16 protein-coding genes and 1 pseudogene are annotated in these 17,774 nt (G+C 69.1%); 9 read left to right on the top strand and 8 right to left on the bottom strand.

Annotation, left to right across the window (positions count from 1 at the left end; genetic code table 11):
• Positions 1-46: 46 nt before the first annotated feature.
• Complete coding sequence (locus ACFJIT_RS17645) at positions 47-814, bottom strand: uroporphyrinogen-III synthase (RefSeq protein ID WP_379654450.1); 768 nt, start codon at positions 812-814, stop codon at positions 47-49.
• Positions 815-830: 16 nt separating this feature from the next.
• On the opposite strand from ACFJIT_RS17645, the gene ACFJIT_RS17650 reads away from it, so the two are divergent.
• The 5 genes from ACFJIT_RS17650 (at position 831) to ACFJIT_RS17670 (ending at position 3,952) form a co-directional block, all read left to right on the top strand.
• Positions 831-1,289 carry a YiiD C-terminal domain-containing protein gene (locus ACFJIT_RS17650; RefSeq protein WP_131659558.1) on the top strand — a complete coding sequence of 153 codons (459 nt, stop codon included), beginning with the start codon at positions 831-833 and terminating at the stop codon, positions 1,287-1,289.
• Positions 1,290-1,323: 34 nt separating this feature from the next.
• Entirely contained in the window at positions 1,324-1,752 is a 429-nt protein-coding gene (locus ACFJIT_RS17655; protein WP_379654451.1) for a hypothetical protein, read from the top strand.
• A gap of 58 nt (positions 1,753-1,810) precedes the next feature.
• Positions 1,811-2,245 (top strand): rhodanese-like domain-containing protein, encoded by a 435-nt coding sequence (locus ACFJIT_RS17660; RefSeq protein ID WP_130520842.1) that lies wholly within the window; start codon positions 1,811-1,813, stop codon positions 2,243-2,245.
• Between the two features lie 113 nt (positions 2,246-2,358).
• Positions 2,359-2,877 carry a protein-export chaperone SecB gene (gene secB, locus ACFJIT_RS17665; RefSeq protein ID WP_130520844.1) on the top strand — a complete coding sequence of 173 codons (519 nt, stop codon included), beginning with the start codon at positions 2,359-2,361 and terminating at the stop codon, positions 2,875-2,877.
• A 55-nt stretch (positions 2,878-2,932) separates the two neighbouring features.
• On the top strand, positions 2,933-3,952 hold the full coding sequence (locus ACFJIT_RS17670; RefSeq protein WP_379654452.1) for an NAD(P)H-dependent glycerol-3-phosphate dehydrogenase: 1,020 nt from the start codon (positions 2,933-2,935) through the stop codon (positions 3,950-3,952).
• Positions 3,953-4,398: 446 nt separating this feature from the next.
• Here the strand turns inward: ACFJIT_RS17670 and ACFJIT_RS17675 are convergent, their stop codons facing one another.
• Positions 4,399-4,776, bottom strand: coding sequence for a helix-turn-helix transcriptional regulator (locus tag ACFJIT_RS17675; RefSeq protein WP_130531959.1), 378 nt, complete (start codon positions 4,774-4,776; stop codon positions 4,399-4,401).
• Positions 4,777-5,384: 608 nt separating this feature from the next.
• Positions 5,385-8,333, bottom strand: a complete 2,949-nt coding sequence (locus tag ACFJIT_RS17680) for an L-glutamate gamma-semialdehyde dehydrogenase (RefSeq protein WP_379654453.1) — start codon at positions 8,331-8,333, stop codon at positions 5,385-5,387.
• Between the two features lie 93 nt (positions 8,334-8,426).
• Here ACFJIT_RS17680 and ACFJIT_RS17685 point away from each other — a divergent pair, with 93 nt between their 5' ends.
• The gene (locus ACFJIT_RS17685; protein WP_130520851.1) at positions 8,427-8,906 is read left to right on the top strand and encodes an Lrp/AsnC ligand binding domain-containing protein; all 480 of its coding nucleotides are present in this window, start codon (positions 8,427-8,429) and stop codon (positions 8,904-8,906) included.
• A gap of 192 nt (positions 8,907-9,098) precedes the next feature.
• Here ACFJIT_RS17685 and ACFJIT_RS17690 read toward each other — a convergent pair whose 3' ends face one another.
• From ACFJIT_RS17690 to ACFJIT_RS17705, 4 genes are all read right to left on the bottom strand, one after another.
• Positions 9,099-9,524, bottom strand: coding sequence for an organic hydroperoxide resistance protein (locus ACFJIT_RS17690; RefSeq protein WP_130521841.1), 426 nt, complete (start codon positions 9,522-9,524; stop codon positions 9,099-9,101).
• Positions 9,525-9,598: 74 nt separating this feature from the next.
• Entirely contained in the window at positions 9,599-10,060 is a 462-nt protein-coding gene (locus ACFJIT_RS17695; RefSeq protein WP_379654454.1) for a MarR family winged helix-turn-helix transcriptional regulator, read from the bottom strand.
• A 56-nt stretch (positions 10,061-10,116) separates the two neighbouring features.
• Positions 10,117-10,596 carry a tRNA (uridine(34)/cytosine(34)/5-carboxymethylaminomethyluridine(34)-2'-O)-methyltransferase TrmL gene (gene trmL / locus ACFJIT_RS17700; protein WP_340649914.1) on the bottom strand — a complete coding sequence of 160 codons (480 nt, stop codon included), beginning with the start codon at positions 10,594-10,596 and terminating at the stop codon, positions 10,117-10,119.
• Positions 10,597-11,137: 541 nt separating this feature from the next.
• Positions 11,138-11,587, bottom strand: coding sequence for a hypothetical protein (locus tag ACFJIT_RS17705; protein ID WP_379654455.1), 450 nt, complete (start codon positions 11,585-11,587; stop codon positions 11,138-11,140).
• Positions 11,588-12,126: 539 nt separating this feature from the next.
• On the opposite strand from ACFJIT_RS17705, the pseudogene ACFJIT_RS17710 reads away from it, so the two are divergent.
• The 3 genes and pseudogenes from ACFJIT_RS17710 to ACFJIT_RS17720 all read left to right on the top strand — a co-directional run bounded on the left by ACFJIT_RS17710 (position 12,127) and on the right by ACFJIT_RS17720 (position 16,796).
• Positions 12,127-14,990: pseudogene (locus ACFJIT_RS17710) on the top strand (M16 family metallopeptidase).
• A 329-nt stretch (positions 14,991-15,319) separates the two neighbouring features.
• On the top strand, positions 15,320-15,631 hold the full coding sequence (locus ACFJIT_RS17715) for a DUF4156 domain-containing protein (RefSeq protein ID WP_130521836.1): 312 nt from the start codon (positions 15,320-15,322) through the stop codon (positions 15,629-15,631).
• Between the two features lie 148 nt (positions 15,632-15,779).
• Positions 15,780-16,796 carry a 3-oxoacyl-ACP synthase III gene (locus tag ACFJIT_RS17720; protein ID WP_130521835.1) on the top strand — a complete coding sequence of 339 codons (1,017 nt, stop codon included), beginning with the start codon at positions 15,780-15,782 and terminating at the stop codon, positions 16,794-16,796.
• A 163-nt stretch (positions 16,797-16,959) separates the two neighbouring features.
• Here ACFJIT_RS17720 and ACFJIT_RS17725 read toward each other — a convergent pair whose 3' ends face one another.
• On the bottom strand, positions 16,960-17,700 hold the full coding sequence (locus ACFJIT_RS17725) for a UPF0149 family protein (protein WP_379654456.1): 741 nt from the start codon (positions 17,698-17,700) through the stop codon (positions 16,960-16,962).
• Positions 17,701-17,774 lie beyond the last annotated feature (74 nt).

Here is a 17,774-nt window from a genome sequence, read left to right on the forward strand (position 1 = left end):
AAGCCGTGGAACAGGCGCGTGAAGGCGCGGCGGGATCGGCCGCATGCTAGCCCAAGCGATGTGAGTACATGGCCTGTGCGGTGGCCATCAGCTGCGCAGGACGCGGGCCTTCGGCCTGCAGCACGTGTTCGAACCCGGCCTGCAGCGCGACGGTCGCCAGCCGCGCGCTGGCCACGATGGCCGGCTGCGCGCGCAGCGCCGCGGCCGCATGGCCTGGCAGGCGCTGGAACACCTCGCTCAGCGCGCCGCTGCTGGTCACCAGCACGCAGGCGGGCGCGTCCAACGCATCGAGCCGGGCGAGGGCGCGCGTCGACAGCGGGATCGGCTGGCGTCGATAGACCTCGGCCAGGTGCAGGTGCGCGCCGCGCCTGCGCAGCGCGGGGGCTAGCGTGCCGCGTCCCTCGGGCGCGGTGACCAGGCCGACCGGGCGCTGGTCCAGCGCGGCCAGTTCGGGCAGCGCGAGCAGCCCCTCGCTGTCCATGTGCGCAGGCGAGACGGCCTCCAGCCCCAGCCTTGCCAGCGCCGCGCGCGTGCCGCTGCCGGTGCCGACCAGCACCTGGCCGGGCCGCGCGGCGATGGGCGCCAGTGCGTGGGCGAAGCGCACCGCCGCCGGGCTGGTGAACACCACCACCTCGCAGGCCCGCGCCGCGTCCCAGGCCTGCCGCGCTGGTGCATCCGTACAGGCCGCCAGCGACCACGGCGAGAGCGCGATCACTCCGGCGCCCACGCGCGCGGCGGCCTGGCGCAGCGCGGCGTGGCCGTCCTGAGGCCGCAGGGAGATGACGTACCATGCGCGCGCTTTGCCTTGGCCCATGAATCAAGAGTACGCGATGGATCACGACGCCTTGCTCGACGCGCTGCGCGCGACCTGCGCGCAGATGCCGCCGGTGGTGGCGATGCGCATCGCGCTGCGCGGTTTCGATGGCACGCGTCTGCACATGAGCGCGCCGCTGGCGGCCAACGTCAACGACAAGGGCACGGCCTTCGGCGGCAGCCTGGTCGCGCTGATGACCCTGGCCGGCTGGGCGCTGACCACGCTGCGCCTGCGCCAGGCCGGCCTGGAGGCCGAGGTCTACGTGGCCGACAGCGCCGTGCGCTACCGCGCCCCGCTGCTGCACGACTTGGCCGCCCAGGCCTGGCTGGCGCCGGAGGCGGACTGGGCCGAGTTCATCGACACCTTCCGCCGCCGCGGCAAGGCGCGCGCCCCGCTGCTGGCCCAGGTGCTGCTGCCCGACGGCGGCGTGGCCGCCGAACTGAGCGGCCGCTACGTCGCCCTGGCAAAGGGGTAGCATCCTTCGTTCACGCCTGGGGAGACACACGCACGTGGGACGACTTCTGTGGATGCTGCTGGCCGCACTGCTGGTGCTGGCCAGCGCCGGCCCGGCCGAGGCCATCAGCAACCGCGCCAAGCAGCGCAAGCTCACCGATACCCAGACCCTGTTCACCAAGGCGATGCGCTGGGGCGAATTCGAGCAGGCCTGGAGCGTGGTCGACCCCGAGGCCCGCCAGGGCGCCGGACTGAGCGCGCTGGAACTCTCGCGCTACCAGCAGGTGGAGATCACCGGCTACAGCGAGATCGGCAGCGCCGGCGAACCCGACGGCACGGTGGCGCGCATGGTCGACGTGCGCGTGGTCAACCGCCACACCATGGTCGAGCGCACCGTGCGGGTGCGCGAGCGCTGGCGCTGGGACCCGGCGGCCGAGCAGTGGTGGCTGCAGGACGGCCTGCCGGACCTCTGGCAGGGGCAATAGTCGCCGGGGCTGTGCGACAATCGCCGGCCTTTTCGCGCCCAGCCGACGCTTTCCTGCCGTGAATTTCGAACAACTCAAGGCTTTCGCTGCCGACAACGCGATGCTGTCCATGGCCCTCGTGGGCCTGACCCTGGCGATTCTCGTCACCGAGGTCATGCGCCTGTTCCGCGGCTACAAGGGCGTGCGCCCCGGCGAGCTGACCGCGCTGATCAACAACGACAACGCGCTGGTGCTGGATCTGTCGGCCAGCGGCGATTTCGAGAAGGGCCACATCCCCGGCAGCAAGAACCTGGCCGGCAAGTTCGACCCCAAGCACAAGCTGCTGGCCGGCGCGGGCGATCGCCCGGTGGTGCTGGTCTGCCGCAGCGGCCAGACCGCGCCGGGCGCCGCCGCCCAGCTGAAGAAGGCCGGTTTCGCCAAGGTCTATGTGCTCGATGGCGGCGTCGGGGCCTGGCAGGCCGCCGACCTGCCGCTGGTCAAGGGCCGCGCCTGACACTGAACACGCGTCGCATCGCGCGCGGGCCTTGAAGCGGCCCGGGCGTGGCGCCACCCCATGTGATAATCCCGGGCTTTGGCCCATTCACCGCAACCCATTCGGAGTACACGATGTCCGACGAGACCCTCAACGGCGCCAACGAAGCCGCCACCCAGGCCAACGGCCCGAACTTCACCGTCGAAAAGATCTACGTCAAGGACGTGTCCTTCGAAGTCCCCGGCGCGCCGGCGATCTATTCGGAGAACATCGCCCCCGAGCTGAACCTCAACCTCAACCAGCGCGTGCAGCGCCTGGCCGAGAACGCCTTCGAGGTGATCCTGGGCGTGACCCTGACCTGCAAGGCCGGCGACAAGACCGCCTACGTGGCCGAAGTGCAGCAGGCCGGCGTGTTCGGCCTGGCCGGCTTCGACGCGCAGACCATCGACGCGCTGCTGGGCACCCAGTGCCCGAGCATCCTGTTCCCGTACGTGCGCCAGCTGCTGAGCGACCTGATCCAGGCCGGCGGCTTCCCGCCGTTCTTCCTGCAGCCGATCAACTTCGACGGCCTGTACGCCGAGACCCTGCGCCAGCGCGCCGCCCAGGGCCAGCAGGGCGTGATCGAGAACGATCCGCCGGTGGGCAACGCCTGATTTCGATGGCGTCTGTGATAAAGCTCGGCCCCCTGCACACGGGCGGGGGGATGCAATGAACGCGTTGAAAGTCGCAGTGCTCGGCGCCGGTTCCTGGGGGACCGCGCTGGCGGCCCTGATCGCCCGGCACGGCCACCAGGCCGTGCTGTGGGGACGCGATGAGGCGGTGGCCCAGGCCATCGACCTCCGCCACGAGAATCCGCGCTACCTGCCGGGCATCGAACTGCCCCAGACCCTGCGCGCCACCACCAGCCTGGCCGCGGCCATGGCCGACGCCGATCTGGTGCTGGTGGTCGTGCCCTCGCATGCCTTCACCGACACCCTGCGCGCGCTGGCGCCGCTGCGTCCACCGCAGGCGGGCGTGAGCTGGGCGACCAAGGGCTTCGAACCCGGCTCCAGCCGCTTCCTGCACGAGGTGGCCGAGGACGTGCTGGGTCCGGAGGTGCCGCTGGCCGTGGTGACCGGGCCGTCCTTCGCCAAGGAGGTCGCCCAGGGCCTGCCCACCGCGCTGACCATCCACGGTGCCGACGACGCGTTCTGCAAACAGGTCGCCGACGTGCTGCATGGCCCGACGTTCCGCGCCTACACCGGCAACGACATGGTCGGCGCCGAACTGGGTGGGGCGATGAAGAACGTGCTGGCCGTGGCCACCGGTGTGGCCGACGGCATGGGCCTGGGGCTCAACGCGCGCGCCGGCCTGATCACCCGCGGCCTCAACGAGATGCTGCGCCTGGCCGCGGCCATCGGCGCGCGCCCGGAGACGCTGATGGGCCTGGCCGGCCTGGGCGACCTGGTGCTGACCTGCACGGGCGACCTGTCGCGCAACCGCCGCCTGGGCCTGGCGCTGGGGCGCGGCCAGTCCATCGAAGAGGCCGTGCGCGAGATCGGCCAGGTGGTCGAGTCGGTGCAGACCGCCGACGAGGTCATGCGCCAGGCGCACCGCTACGGCATCGACCTGTCGATCAGCGAGGCCGTGCGTGATGTCCTGCACGGCGAGATCACCCCGGCCGAAGGCCTGGAGCGCCTGCTGGCGCGCGAACAGAAGCCGGAATATCCGGAAACCCTGTTCCAGTAGCCCCATCGCGTCGCGACCATGAAAGCTCCCACCCGAAAGGGTGGGATTTTTTATTCTTCGTCGAAGCGCATCGCGGGTGAACGCACTTCGTGGCGGCCCCGCCTTGGTCGAGCGCGCTCCTCGGTTCGCGCTTCGCAGAGGTCCACGGGTCGAGCTCCGCAGCGTAAGAATCAGGGTTCCTCTCGACGAAGCCGTGGAGCTCGACGCGCGATGCAGAGGTCCGGCGGGCGGTGGCCGCGCCTAGCGAGGCAGGAGGCCGAGCGCCCGAATCAGGGCAGGATGCCCTGATTGAGGGATGAGCGGCCACCGCCCGCCGGACCGCTGCCCCTCCGAAGCCAGAACGTTCAACCGCAGCAACCACTTGATCGCGAGCGGATGCATTTCTCTGGGACTCTCCCGCTTTCGGCCCACGCGGGCGCTGATTGGCAGGCCGGCGCGGCGCAGAATCAGCCCACCATCGAGCGCAGCAGATCGCAGGCGTCCGAACGCCGATGCGGCGACAGGCGACGGATCAGCTGCAGCACATGCGTTTCCACCTCATCGCGCGCCAGCCGCTCGGCCGGAGGCGTCGTCGGCGCGCCGGGCGACGCTTCGACCTGCGTGGCCTCACTGGTCATCGGGCCACGCCCGGTGGCCAGCCACTCGAACAGGACCTGGGTGATCACCGCGATCTGCGCCAGATGCTCCACGCTGGGATGCGTGCCGCCCACCCGCTCCCACTGCGCCACGGCGCTGCGCTGCACGCCGACCTGTTCGGCCAGCTGGGTCTGCGACAGGGTCTTCAAGCGTCGAGCCTGACGGATACGGTCTGCCATGACATGCATCTTCCACCTCCTGTTGGGTTGTCATGCGATTGGCCGCGCCCGCGACGCGGGGGCGGCGCGCTACATGGATGGTGCCTTCACGCGTACACAGCAACTGCGGCAGCTTCCTGCGGAGCAGCGCGCGCTTCGCGCACAAGGCAGGGTGAGGATTCGCAGGCGACGCGTCACATGACGGCATTGACAGCCCGGCATCGCGCGACGTCCGACGAAAACTGCACCCCTTCAGACCGAACATCGCGCCTGGGAAGTGATGCCGCCGTCAGGACGCCCATCCGCCACGCGTGTCACGCCTGCGTCGCGCGCTGTGCGTCCAAGGTCTGCGGTGCAACATGGGTGCGGCCGAGATGGCTTGGCGCGGAAAGCCCAATAAAAAAGCCCGGCCTTGAAAGGCCGGGCTTTGCGGAGGTCGGATGCGGGAGAGAGGTCGCACCGCCTCGCCGTGATCGCCAGAGCCACCCCAGCGACCACGGGACCACTATCGGCGCCAGAGCCGAAATCCCACGTGAATATTGTACTTAACCGTTTATTAATTCAGGCGACAGTTTGGGAACTCTAGGCCCGGTGTCATTCGCGTGACGCGGTGTGTCCACGCGCCTCACGCAAGACCGCTAGTGCGAGGCCATCAACAGGTCCACATCGCCGCCCGCCGCCGTGGTGTTGACGGTGACGACAGACTCGGAGCAGAAGCGCGGCAGGTAGTTGGGTCCGCCCGCCTTGGGACCCGTACCGGACAGCCCCTCGCCGCCGAAGGGCTGCACGCCCACCACCGCCCCGATCATGTTGCGGTTGACGTAGACGTTGCCGACCTCGGCCTGTGCGGCGATGGCCTGGGCGCGGGTGTCGATCCGGGTCTGCACGCCCAGGGTCAGGCCGTAGCCGAGCGCATTGATCTGCTCGACCAGCGTCTCGACCTCGCCCTTCCAGCGCAGCACCTGCAGCACCGGGCCGAAGACTTCCTCGCGCACCTGTTCCAGCGCGCCGATCTCGAAGGCCACCGGCGCGATGCTGTTGACCGGCGCGTCGGCCGGCAGCGGCGCGCGCGCGATCAGCCGCGCGCGGCCCTCGAGCGCGGCGATCTGGCCCTGCAGCTTGTCGAAGGCCTCCTGGTCGATCACCGGGCCCAGATCGCTGGACAGGCGCGACGGGTCGCCGACCTGGAGCAGCGCGATGGCGCCGGCCAGCATCTCGATCACGCCGTCGGCGATGTCGTCCTGCACGCACAGCACGCGCAGCGCCGAGCAGCGCTGGCCGGCGCTGCGGAAGGTGCTCTGCACCACCGCATCGACCACCTGCTCGGGCAGCGCCGTGGAGTCGACGATCATCGCGTTGAGGCCGCCGGTCTCGGCGATCAGTGGCACGATCGGGCCGTCCTTGCCGGCCAGGGTGCGGGCGATGGCCTTGGCCACCGGCGTGGAGCCGGTGAAGGCCACGCCGGCGATCTTCGGATGCGCCACCAGCGCCGCGCCGGTCTCGCCGGCGCCGTACAAGCCGACCAGCGCGTCCTCGGGCACGCCGCAGCGGTGCAGCAGGGCGATCATCGCCGCGCCCACGCCGGGCGTCTGTTCGGCCGGCTTGGCCGCTACCGCGTTGCCGGTGACCAGCGCCGCGACCACCTGGCCGGTGAAGATGGCCAGCGGGAAGTTCCAGGGCGAGATGCATGCCCACACTCCGCGTCCGGCCAGGGCGTAGGTGTTGCGCTCGCCGGTGACGCCCGGCAGCAGCTGCGGTGCCATCAGGCCGCGCACCTGCAGCGCGTAGTAGCGGCAGAAGTCGGCGGCTTCGCGGACTTCGGACACCGCATCGCCCCAGGTGCGATGGCCTTCGCGCACGATCAGCGCGCACCACTGCGCCAGGTCGCGCTCGAGCGCGTCGGCGGCCTGCTCCAGCGCGGCGGCGCGGGTCTGGACCGGCGTGGCGTTCCAGCGCTTCTGACCCTTGGCCAGCGTGTGCACCAAGGCGTCGATCTGCGCGACCGGGGTCGGCGCCGGGGTCGGCAGCGCGGCGGCCGGATAGGCGGCCAGCAGCGTCTTGGCCATCGGCTCGCAGCTCACGTCGGTGCCGGCGGTGTTGCGGCGCACGCCCAGGATGTCGGCCGGCAGCGTCACCGCGCTCTGCGGGGCGATGTGCAGCGGCGAGCTCACCAGCGCGCTGGCCGGCAGCGTCTCGTCGGCCAGCTGGTGGACGAAGGAGGAATTGGCGCCGTTCTCCAGCAGGCGGCGCACCAGATAGGCCAGCAGGTCCTTGTGCGGGCCGACCGGCGCGTACACGCGCAGGCCCACGTCCGGATACTGCCGGTGCGCGGCCTCGTGCACCGCATCGCCCATGCCGTGCAGGCGCTGCAGCTCGAACGGCGCGCCGGCCGCGCGCGCCAGGTGCAGCACCGCGGCGATGGTGCCGGCGTTGTGACCGGCGATCTGCGGATAGATCGCATCGGGCATGGCCAGCATCGCCCGGGCGCAGGCCAGGTAGGACAGGTCGGTGTGGTGCTTGTGGGTGAACACCGGGAACGCGGCCAGGCCCAGCTCCTGGGCGCGCTTGATCTCGTAGTCCCAGTAGGCGCCCTTCACCAGGCGCACCATGAAGCGCACCTTCAGCGCCCGGGCGATGCGGGCGACTTCCTCGATCGTCTCCAGCGCGCGGGTCTGGTAGGCCTGCACGGCCAGGCCGAAGCCGTTCCACTGCGGGTAGCGGGCCGCGGTACGCGTGGCCACGGCCTCGAATACCTCCAGCGACAGCTCCAGGCGTTCGCTTTCCTCCGCGTCGATGGTCAGGTTGAGGTCGGCCTGGGTGGCGGCCTCGGCGAGCTCGCACACGCGCGGCACCAGCAGCGCCATGACATGGTCGTGCTGCACGGCCTCGTAGCGCGCGTCGATGGCCGAGAGCTTGATCGAGATGCCGTCGGCCTGTTCCACCGGCACGCTGCGATCGCGCGACTTGGCCAGCGCGGCGATGGCGGCGTGGTACTTGCGCATGTAGGCCTGCGCATCGGCGTCGGTGCGCGCGCCTTCGCCCAGCATGTCGTAGGAGAAGCGCAGGCCCTTGCGCGCCTTGCGCTGCTTGCGGGCATCGTCCAGCGCCTCGTCCAGGGTCTCGCCCATGACGAACTGCTTGCCCATCAGCTGCACCGCGCGCACCGTCGCGGCGACCACGGCCTTGGCGCCCATCCTGGCCAGGAACCCGGCCTTCTGGCCGTCCTCGCCCAGCATCTTCTTGGACAGGCTGATCGCCTGGTTGGACAGCGTGGCCAGCCACGACTGCGAGGCGCCGGAGAAATCGGCGCGGCCCAGCTGGTCGGCGGTGAGGGTCATGGCGGTGTCGGCGTCGGGCACGCGCAGCAAGGCCTCGGCCAGGCGCATCAGGGCCAGGCCCTCGGCGCTGGACAGCGGGAACTCGCGCAGCAGCGTCTCCATGGCGAAGGCCGACGGCTTGGCCGCGCGGACCTGCCCGATCCAGCCGACTGCATCGCCGCTGGCCAGGGCCCAGTCCAGGTCCTGCAGGCGTTGCAGCAGCGGGGCGAGCACGTCGGCTTCGGGCCGATAGGGGAGGGGCAACCGCATAAATGACCGCCTGGGACAGAATGAACTTGAGGATGTGCATTCTGATCGGCGATGCGCCGGATGAATCTCCGTTAGGCGGGCTATGATCCGCGGATGAGCCAACTTCCTGCCGCCCTGGACCGGACCGACCGCAGAATTCTCGCCCTGCTCCAGCGCGACGGCCGGATCACCAACCTCAAGCTGGCCGAAAGCGTGCATCTGTCGCCCACCGCGACCCTGGAGCGGGTCAAGCGCCTGACCACCGAGGGCTACATCATCGGCTACCGCGCGCGGCTCAATCCGCACAAGCTCGGCGCCGGCATGCTGGTCTTCGTCGAAGTGCTGCTGGACCGCACCACGCCGCACATCCTGGAGGAGTTCCAGGCCGCGATCCGCGACCAGCCCGAAGTCATGGAGTGCCACCTGGTCGCCGGTGGCTTCGACTACCTGATCAAGCTACGCGCGGCCGACATGGCCGACTACCGCGACATCGCCGGTCGGGTGCTGTGGAAGCTGCCCGGCGTGCGCGAGACCCGCACCTATGCGGTGATGGAAGAGGTCAAGAACAGCGCGGATCTGTATCTGGATATCTAGGATGGCCGGCCAGGCCGTCATTCCCGCGCAGGCGGGAATCCAGTGCCTTGTGCGCTTCCCGCGAAAGCCGCTGGGTTCCCGCTTTCGCGGGAACGACGGTGCTGAGGCTCTGCGGCTCCTACAAAACACAAGAGCAGTGACGGACGCGGCGCCCTGGGGCGCCGTGTCCGGTTGTGAAGCGGTGCGGGTCGATCAGACCAGCGTCAGCACCACATCCACGTTGCCGCGGGTCGCGTTCGAGTACGGGCAGACCTGGTGCGCGGTGTCGACCAGCTTCTGCGCGGTCTCGCGATCCAGGCCGGGCAGCTCGATCTTCAGCTCGACGGCGATGGCGAAGGCGCTGCCGGCCGGGCCGATGCCGACCTTGCTTTCGATGGCCACGTCATCGGGCACCTTGATCTTCTCGCGCGCGCCCACCGCCTTCATCGCGCCGATGAAGCAGGCCGCGTAGCCGATGGCGAACAGCTGCTCGGGGTTGGTGCCGGGGCCGCCGGCGCCGCCGAGCTCCTTCGGCGTGGACAGCTGCAGGTCCAGCGGACCATCGGGGGTAATGCCGCGGCCTTCGCGGCCACCCTTGGCGATGGCGGTGGCGGTGTAAAGGATCTTGTCGGGTTTCATGGCGAACTCCTGGTTTGTTTGCGATTTAATCGCGTGCTATTTCATGGGAACGACGAAGGGGAGGGTGGAGCGGTTCAAGCGGTGGGGGTGGCACGCGCGAGCTTGTCGCGCAGGTCTTCCAGCTGCGCCTTGAGCGCGCGCAGCTGATCGGGGGAACAGTCCATGGCGCAGAACAGGCCTTCGGGGACGGACTGGGCACGGCTGCGCAGGGCGTGGCCGGCGTAGGTGAGGTGGATCTCGACCTGGCGTTCGTCCTGAGCGGCGCGGGTGCGGGTTACCAGGCCGGCCGACTGCAGGCGCTTGAGCAGCGGCGTCAGCGTGGCCGAATCCAGGAACAGCTTCTCGCCGATGGACGAGACGGTCTGCCCGTCTCGCTCCCACAGCACCAGCATCACCAGGTACTGCGGGTAGGTCAGTCCCAGGGTGGCCAGCAGGCTACGGTAGGTGCGGCTGAGCGCCAGGTTGGTCGAATACAGCGCGAAGCAAAGCTGGTTGTCCAGCTGAAGCAGGTCGCGGGATGGGTCCGAGGAGTCCATGGGGCGCAAATTACATCGTGCGCGATTGAATTGCAAGCGACATGTTTTGTCGGGCTTCAGGCACCGCCGACGAACCCCTGCTGGCGCCAGGCCTCGAACACCATGATCGCCACGGTGTTGGACAGATTGAGGCTGCGGTTGTCCGGCCGCATCGGCAGGCGCAGGCGCTGTTCGGCCGGCAGTGCGTCGAGCACCTCGGCCGGCAGGCCGCGGGTCTCCGGGCCGAACAGGAAGGCGTCGCCCGGGGCGTATTCGATCGTGTCGTAGCGCTGGCGGCCGCGGGTGCTGAGGGCGAACAGGCGGCGCGGCGCGATCGCGGCCAGCGCGGCCGGCAGGTCGTCGTGGACCTGGAGCGCGGCGTATTCGTGGTAGTCCAGTCCGGCGCGTTTGAGCTGGCGATCCTCCAGCGCGAAGCCGAGCGGGCGGATCAGGTGCAGGCGCGCGCCGGTGTTGGCGCACAGCCGGATCACATTGCCGGTGTTGGGCGGGATCTCCGGCTGGTAGAGCAGCACATCGAGCTGAAACGGCGCACTCATGCGGCACCCAGGCGAGAGGCGGTCACCGTATAGCGAAGGACGCCGGAGCGCGAAAGAGCCATGCTGCGTGAGCCGAGGGGCGAAGGGCCAACAAGTCTAGGCTGCCTGCCGACCTCGAGGCGCGCGCGCCGGATCCCGCATCGCGCTGAAGGTCTTGCGATCAAGCTTGCATCGCGCGGACCCGACAAGCGAACGGTATTGCGGGCTCGTGCGCGACTTCAAAGCGCTGCCGACCTTCCCTGCCACAACGCCCTCGTGGGGCGCCGGACGAGCCGGGCGATCGTCAGGATGAGGCGGTAAATCGAAAACCTGCGCTGGCCCAGGCCAAGGGATCTGCCACTAGCACGGCGCCTTGCGAAACTTGCTCAGCATCGATAGGCCTGCCAAGCGCCCGCGTCGAGGGGTGTTGCGTACGGCTTGCGACAACCCGCGCGAGCGCTGCCATCGTCAACCTGCCTTGGGGGCTTCCAACCCTTGGCGAATGCTCAGGTGCTGCGAACTACAGAAGCTGCGAACTACAGAAGGACTGCGCGAACCGGCTTCAGCGCGAGGCGGCGCCGCTGATCAGGCTGGCGGCCTGCGTGGCCAGCTGGGCGTTGACCTGCTGCGCCTGCACGGCGGCGACCTGGCCGGCCTGCTGGGACATGTAATAGGCCACGTCTTCGGCGGCGGGGCGGACGGTGACCGCGGCCAGGGTGACCACGCGCTCGGCGCCGCGGGAGGCCTGGTAGTAAGCCAGATCGCTCAGGTCCGGGGTGACCTTCACCGCCGGCAGATCGACCACGCGGGCGCTGCGGGTGGCGTTGAAGTAGGCCAGGTCGGCCGGGTCCGGGCGGACGCTGACGGTCGGCAGGTCGACGACGTGGGCGGCCTGGCTGGCCTGGGCGACGGGCGCGGAGTCCCGCGCACCGTGGCGGGACAGGAGCATGGAGCCGGCGCACAGGGCGAACAGGGAAGCGGCGGCCAGCGGGAGCAGGGTGTTGGTGTTCATGGTGGGTCTCCGTAGTGATGTCGTCAGGTGGTGTAGTAGTAAAGTAAAACACCTAATCAGTTCGGTCAAGCGCGAAGTGATCGGACTTCGCTTTTGTTCAGTAACTGTTCAAGTTTCGAGAGGGCGGTGTTGCGCGGGGCAGAGCAACGCAGGACGCGTGCCAACTCCAAATGATTGTTTTTGAATGGAATTCCGCCGAGCGGCGGAGTGTCCGGTGTCCGCAGCGGTGTCCGCGAACACCTGCTCCGATGCGCGAAACTGTCCGAGGGTTTGGATCGGACGGGCTTGAATCGCCGGCGGCATGCCCGCCGAACGCCAGATCAGATGTCGAACCTGCGACGGGCAGGTGGCGAGCACCCCGATCCCGGCAGACCCCTCGCGCCATCAGGCGGCGCGCCTGCGGCTGTCGCCATCGTCAGCGCCCGCATGGCTTGTGGCCTAGTGAAAACACCGGCGCCCGCGCCTAGCATCGCTGGGCTGTTCCTCGTCTACCCGCCCGGCATCGCGCCGCCGCGGGCACTGCATCCACAAGGAGTTCCATGCGCACTTCGACGCGTCCCCAGATCCGCCTGCTGGCCCTGGCCCTTTCCACCGCGCTGCTCGGCGGCGTGGCCACCGGCGCCGTCGCCCAGGCACCGGCCACCACGGCGACCGCCCCGGCCAAGGTCGACATCCCCTATGAGCAGTTCACCCTGCCCAACGGCCTGCGCGTGATCGTGCACACCGACCGCAAGGCGCCGATCGTGGCGGTGAACCTGTGGTACCACGTGGGCAGCAAGGACGAGCCGGCCGGCCGCAGCGGCTTCGCGCATCTGTTCGAACACCTGATGTTCAACGGCAGCGAGAACGCGCCGGGCGAGTTCTTCGCCCCGTTCGAGCAGGCCGGTGCCACCGACATGAACGGCACCACCAACACCGACCGCACCAACTACTTCGAGAACGTGCCCACCACCGCGCTGGACATGGCGCTGTGGATGGAGTCCGACCGCATGGGCCATCTGGTCGGCGCGATCGACCAGAAGACCCTGGACGAGCAGCGCGGCGTGGTCCAGAACGAGAAGCGCCAGGGCGAAAACCAGCCCTACGGCCAGCTGCGCGAGGTCATCGCGCGCACGATGTATCCGGTGGGCCACCCGTACCACCACACCACGATCGGCTCGATGAACGATCTCAACGCCGCCTCGCTGGACGACGTCAAGACCTGGTTCAAGACCTGGTACGGGCCCAACAACACCGTGTTGGTGCTGGCTGGCGACATCGACCTGGCCACGGCCAAGGAGAAGGCGGCCAAGTACTTCGGCGATATTCCCGCCACGCCGACCATGGCCCAGCCGAAGGTGGACGTGGCCGTGCTCAAGCAGTCCGGCCGCACCGAACTGGAGGACAAGGTGCCGCAGGTGATGGTGCGGCGCATGTGGAACGTGCCGCAGTTCGGCACCGGGATGCCGACCTGCTCGACCTGGTCTCCGACGTGCTGGGCGGCAGCGCCAGCTCGCGGCTCGACGCGCGCCTGACCCACCAGGACAAGCTGGTGGACAACATCGGCACGGCCAACTACGGCTCGCAGCTGGGCGGCAACTTCTATGTCAACGCGCTGGTCAAGAAGGGCGTGGATCCGGCCAAGGTCGAAGCGGTCATCGACGAGGAGCTGCAGCGCCTGATCAAGCAGGGCCCCACGCCCGAGGAGCTGGCCCGCGCCAAGACCAACTACCGCGCCGGCTTCATCCGCGGCATCGAGCGCATCGGCGGTTTCGGCGGCAAGGCCGACGCCCTGGCCTCGTGCGCCACCTTCACCGGCGATCCGGGCTGCTTCCGCGAGTCGCTGGCCAACATCGAGGGAGCCAGCGTGGCCGACGTGCGCGCCGCGGCCGCCAAGTGGCTGGGCAATCCCAGCCACACCTTCGTGGTCAAGCCGGGCACGCGCACGCCGCTGGTGGAAGAGCCTTCCGCCAAGCCGACGCCGTTCAACGCGCCCAAGCCCGATCCCAAGTACACCACCCTGGCCAGCACCGTGGACCGCAAGGATGGCGTGCCCAAGGTGGAGAGCTTCCCGGCGCTGAAGTTCCCGGCCCTGCAGCGGGCCACGCTCAAGAACGGCAGCACCGTGGTGCTGGCCGAGCGCCACGAGATCCCGGTGGTGGACATCGCCTACGACTTCGACGGCGGTTACGCCAGCGACCACGGCGGCAAGCTGGGCACGGCCGGCTTCACCAACAAGATGCTGGGCGAAGGCGCGGGCGATCTGGGCGCGCTGGCCTTCAAGTCGCGCGCCGAGGAACTGGGCGCGTCGCTGGAATCCGGCGCCTCGCTCGACGGTGCCACCGCCTCGCTGTCGGCGCTGAAGGAGAACCTGGACGCCTCGGTTGGCCTGTTCGCCAGCATGCTGCGCGCGCCGCGCTTCGAGCAGTCCGAGATCGACCGCGTCAAGGCGCAGTGGATCGCCGGCATCGCCCAGGAGAAGGCGCGTCCGCAGACCGCCGCGCTGCGCGTGCTGCCGCCGCTGCTGTACGGCGACACGCATCCCTATGGCATCCCGTTCACCGGCTCGGGCACGGAAGCGGCGATCACCTCGCTCACCCGCCAGGACCTGCTGAACTACCAGCAGCAGTGGCTGCGTCCGGAGAAGGCCACGGTGATCGTGGTCGGCGATACCACGCTGGCGCAGATCGTGCCGGTGCTGGACAAGTATTTCGGCGACTGGAAGGGCGAGGGCGTCGCCAAGGCCGGCGTGGACATCCCGCAGGCCAAGCGTCCGGCCAAGCCGCGCGTGTACCTGATCGACCAGCCCGGCGCAGTGCAGGCCAACATCTACGCCGGCGAGCTGCTGCCTTCGAGCAAGGATCCCGGCGCGGTCAAGCTGGAGATGAGCAACGAGATCCTGGGTGGCTCGTTCACCTCGCGCCTGAACATGAACCTGCGCGAGGACAAGCACTGGTCCTACGGTGCCCGCACCGTACTGGCCGGCGCACTGGGCCAGCGCCCGTTCCTGTCCATCGCGCCGGTGCAGATCGACAAGACCGCCGAGTCGGTGGCCGAGATGCAGCGCGAGATCGCCGACTACGCCACCGGCAAGGCGCCGGCGACTGAAGCCGAGGTCGACAAGGTCGTGGCCAACGAACTGCGCAGCCAGCCTGGTGCCTACGAGACCGCCTCGGCGGTGATGGGCACCATCGGCAGCATCGTGCGCTACGGGCGCCCGGACAACTGGGTACAGGTGCGCAATGCGCAGGTCGCCGCGTTCACGCCCGAACAGGCCAACGCCGCGGCCAAGGGCATCGATCCGAACGCGCTGACCTGGGTGATCGTGGGCGATCTGTCCAAGATCGAGGCCCCGGTGCGCGCGCTGAAGCTGGGCGAGGTCAGCGTGGTCGACGCCGACGGCAAGCCGGTGACGGGCAAGTAAGCCGCCGCGCTGCGTGACCCAAGGCCCCGGTCCGCCTCGTGCGGACCGGGGCCTTGTCTTGCTGTCAGGGCGTTCCGCAAGCGCTTCTATGGGGCTTTCTGCGGCACCTCTTTATTTGGAAGCAACTTTCTCTCAGGTCAGGCTGCGGCCTCCTTGTAGAGCGGAGCTTGCTCCGCTGCTCTTCGTTCGGTTCGTGGGGGAAGGCCCCAGCGGAGCAAGCTCCGCTCTACAGGGCGCGCGCGCCCATCCGGGTTTTCGCCTTCCCCATTCATCCAGGCTGCGGCACCATGCAGGCCTTCCATCCGTCCTTGCCTTCGACCGGAGCTCCCATGCGCCTGCTCGTCCTGTCCGCCGCCCTGCTGCCCGTCCTGACCGCCTGCACCTGGGTGGAACTGACCCCGCAGGCCAGCGCGATCAAGGTGCTGCCGGCCGGCACGCCGAGCAGCTGCCAGAAGCTGGGCGAGATCTCGGTCTCGGTGAAGGACAAGGTGGCCTTTTACGAGCGCAACGAACTCAAGGTCCGCGACGAGCTGGAGACCCTGGCCCGCAACGAGGCCCTGACCCTGCAGGCCGACGCCATCCAGCCCCTGACCGCGCCCACCGATGGCGAGCAGCGCTTCGTCGGACTGCGCTGCCGCTGACAGTTCTGACTGAATACGTTCACGATACGAGCCCGTACGGCGACGTAAGGCGCGCGCACGCGTCATTGCGCGCTGCGTCAAAGATGCGTTAAGGGTGGGAAACCGCTACCCTTGGCGCCCCTTCGCCTTTAGCCTGGGCACTCGTCCAATGCTTTTCCAGAACGTCTCCATCGCGGGACTGGCGCATGTCGATGCGCCGCATGTGCTGACTTCCAAGGAAATCAACGAACGCCTGCAGCCGACCTTCGACCGGCTGGGCATCCGCACCGACGTGCTCAACGACGTGGCCGGCGTGCACGCGCGCCGCCTGTGGGACGACGAGGTGCAGTCCTCGGATGCGGCCACCCTGGCGGCGAAGAAGGCGCTGATTGATGCCGGCATCGGCGCCGAGCGCCTGGGCCTGCTGGTCAACACCTCGGTCAGCCGCGACTTCCTGGAACCGTCCACGGCCTCGATCGTCTCGGGCAACCTGGGCGTGGGCGACCACTGCATGGCCTTCGACGTGGCCAATGCCTGTCTGGCCTTCATCAACGGCATGGACATCGCCGCGCGCATGATCGAGCGGGGCGAGATCGAGTACGCCCTGGTCGTGGACGGCGAGACCGCCAACCTGGTTTACGAAAAGACCCTCGAGCGCATGACCGCGCCCAACGTCACCGAGGCCGAGTTCCGCGACGAGCTGGCTGCCCTGACCCTGGGCTGCGGCTCGGTGGCCATGGTGATGGCGCGCCGCGAGCTGGTGCCCGACGCGCCGGTCTACAAGGGCGGCGTGACCCGTTCGGCGACCGAGTGGAACAAGCTGTGTCGCGGTAACCTGGACCGCATGGTCACCGACACCAAGATGCTGCTGATCGAAGGCATGAAGCTGGCGCAGAAGACCTTCGTGGCCGCGCGCCAAGTGCTGGGCTGGGCGGTGGACGAGATCGACCAGTTCATCATCCACCAGGTCAGCCAGCCGCACACCCAGGCCTTCATCAAGACCTTCGGCATCGACCCGAAGAAGGTCATGACCATCTTCGGCGAGCACGGCAACATCGGCCCGGCCTCGGTGCCGATCGTGCTGAGCAAGCTCAAGGAGCTGGGCCGCCTGAAGAAGGGCGACCGCATCGCCCTGCTCGGCATCGGCTCGGGCTTGAACTGCACCATGGCCGAAGTGGTGTGGTGAGTTGAGGCGCGGGCCGATGCGTCCGCGCTTCCAGCAAGACCAGACGAACCGCGCCTAGCGGCGCGGTCGTATTCAAGCCTGATGACTTGCTCGCGTCCCGCGTCGCCGTGGCGACGACGCGGTCTGGCGCCTGGCTAGCAGGCGTACCTAGCGGTTGCCGCGCTTACTGCGCGCCGCAGCACTTCTTGTACTTCTTCCCGCTGCCGCAGGTGCAAGGGTCGTTGCGGCCGGGGGCGGTGTCGCGGCGGATGGGGGTGCGCGGGGTCAGGGCGTCGACGCGGTGGTGGTTGAGGTCGGCCAGCATGCCCGGCAGGCTGGCCACGATCGCCAGTCGTTCCTGATAGCCGATCGGCGTGCCCGGTGCGCTCGGGTCGTCGGGGTTGATCGCTTCGCCGCTGGCCAGGCGATCGAGCTGGTCGAAGATCTCCTCGATCCATTCGTTCTCGTCCAGCCACTGGTCCCATTCGGCCTCGCGCAGCTCCACGGCGGTGAAGAAGCCCAGCGCCCAGTCGTGGCCGACGTCCAGTTCGTCCTCGTGCAGGGCCTCCTCGCCGGTCAGCTCCGGGTCCTCGGGCAGCCACAGCAACGGCGCGAGATGGTCGGGCAGACTGTCCTCGTCGTGGCGGGTGCGTGCACTGGCCATGTTCCAGTGGCCCATCAGCAGGGACTGGGCCTGCGCCGCGGCCTCCGCGTCGTCCCAGCGCGGCGCCTTGCCGCCCCAGACCACCGGTTGCCATTCCTCCACGGGGACCGTGGACGGCGAGACGGCCAGCGCCGACAGGAAGCCGTCCAGCGCCTCCAGATTGAAGCCCTTGAAGGGCACCGCGCGCTGGTCGAGCAGGTCGGACAGCTGCTCGACCTGGGCGTCGTCGAGGTAGGCGGGAGGAGCGGTGGGGGTGGACATGGCGGAGGCGGCACAGGGTCGGTGAGGAGGCGCATGGTAGAGCGCATCGGGGACGCGCGTGTCGTGGCGCGGGG

This window comes from Pseudoxanthomonas sp. UC19_8 (genome assembly GCF_042700505.1).
GTDB classification, from domain to species: Bacteria; Pseudomonadota; Gammaproteobacteria; order Xanthomonadales; family Xanthomonadaceae; genus Pseudoxanthomonas_A; species Pseudoxanthomonas_A winnipegensis.